Below are 1,808 nucleotides of genomic sequence, written 5' to 3'. Positions count from 1 at the left end.
ATCGGGCTCCTCGACGACCCGTCGCGCCAGCGCCAAGCGCCCTGGCTGCTCGACTTCACGATCGGCGGCGGCCACATCGCCGTGATCGGCGCCCCGGGCTCGGGCCGGACGACCGTTCTGCGGACTATCGCGGCATCGCTCGCGCTCACCCACACGCCGCGCGAGGTGAGCGTCTACGGCATGGACCTCGCGGGCGGCGGGCTCTCGCGCATCGAGGGCTTCCCGCACGTGGGCGGCGTAGCCACACGCTCCGACCGCACGAAGCTCCTCCGCCTCATCGAAGAGCTCCAGACCATGATCCGGCACCGCGAGGCCGTGTTCCGGGACCACGAGATCGACTCGGTCGCGATGCTCCGCGCCCGGCACGCCGCCGGCGAGGTGCCCGAGCTCGTCTCGCCCGACGTCGTGCTGCTCGTGGACGGATTCGGCGCGATCCGCACGGAATTCGAGGAGCTCGAGGATCCGTTCACCGAGCTCGTGCAGCGCGGCGGGAGCTTCGGCATCCACGTGGTCGTGGCGCTCACCCGGTGGAACGAGCTGCGCATGGCGAGCCAGCCGCTCATCGGCCAGCGCTTCGAGCTCCGGCTCAACGACCCCTCGGACTCGAACGTCAGCCGCGCCGCGGCGGCCGTGCTGCTCTCCGCCGAGCCGGGCCGCGTCCTCACGGGCGCGTCACTCTACGGTCAGGTCGCGCTCCCCGTGCTCGACGACGTCGACGACGCACAGCTCGGCGACGAACTCGAGGCCCTCGCGGCGCGGCTCACGGCGGACTGGTCCGGCCCCGCCGCGGCGCCGATCCGGCTCCTGCCCGAATCGTTCGAGCCCTCCGAGCTGCCCGACCCCCTTGAGGTGTCCGAAGGCGTCCCGTTCGGGCTCCGGCAGGACACCATGGAGTACGTCGCGTTCGACCCGCTGCTCGATCAGCACCTCATCGTGTTCGGCGACGCGGGCTCAGGCAAGACGACCCTTCTGCGCGGCATCGCCGCGGGCCTTATCGACAGATCGAGCCCCGACGAGCTCGCGATCGCCGTCATGGACGTCCGTGGCGGGACGGCGGCGGAAATCCCCGAGGATTACCTCGGCGGCCACGCGACGAACGGCCGCGACGCCCGCGGGCTCGCCGAGGCGATCGCCGTCGAGCTTGAGAAGCGCAGCTCCGCGACACATGAGGGGTCCAGGCCCCGCATCGTGGTCCTCGTGGACGACTTCGACATCCTCGCCTCGTCCGGGACCGAGCCCCTGAGCCCCCTGCTGCCTTACCTGCCCTCCGCGCGCGATCTGGGCCTCAACGTCGTCGTGACCCGGCCCGTGGGCGGGGCCTCGCGCGCCCTCTACGACCTCTCGCTCCAGTCGCTGCGCGACAGCGGCGGGACGGGGTTCGTGATGAGCGGCGAGCGCTCCGAGGGGCAGATCTTCCCGCGCGTCTACGCCGAGCAGTTCCCGCCGGGCCGGGGGCGTCTCGTGCGGCGCGGGGCGCCGCCGCGCGTCGTCCAGGTGGCGAACTTCGCCTCCACGAGAGGAGCCGTCCATGCCCCGTGACATTCTCATCCTGACGAGCTCCGAGCCGGACATCGCCGCGCTCGTGCGCGCGGGGAGCCGCGTCAACAGCGAGCTCCACGTACGAACCATCGACGACGGCGCCGTGACCGAGGTGTGCGATGACCGCGGGAACGCCGTGCTCAGCATCGGCCGCCCCGAATGGATGCAGAACGCCGCCGAGATCGAGCGGCTCGTGCCGAGCGCGGTGGGACGCGTGAACGTTCCCGTGTGGTGGCTCGAGGCGTGGGCGCCGTGGGGCGCGCCCGGCG

At 72.2% G+C, this 1,808-nt stretch carries 2 protein-coding genes; both read left to right on the top strand.

Translation table 11 applies throughout. The features are described from left to right. On the top strand, positions 1-1,539 hold a 1,539-nt coding region (eccCb, locus tag ACLN58_RS21785; RefSeq protein WP_415857300.1), incomplete at its 5' end, for a type VII secretion protein EccCb. Beyond that, positions 1,529-1,808, top strand: a 280-nt coding sequence (locus ACLN58_RS21780) for a hypothetical protein (protein WP_415857299.1), incomplete at its 3' end; no start/stop codon positions are given. The genes eccCb and ACLN58_RS21780, both read left to right, overlap by 11 nt.

The organism is Sinomonas sp. G460-2, from assembly GCF_047759905.1.
Lineage (GTDB): Bacteria > Actinomycetota > Actinomycetes > Actinomycetales > Micrococcaceae > Sinomonas.
The sequence above is the reverse complement of the archived record's forward strand: the minus strand, read 5'-3'. Positions and strand labels throughout refer to the sequence as shown.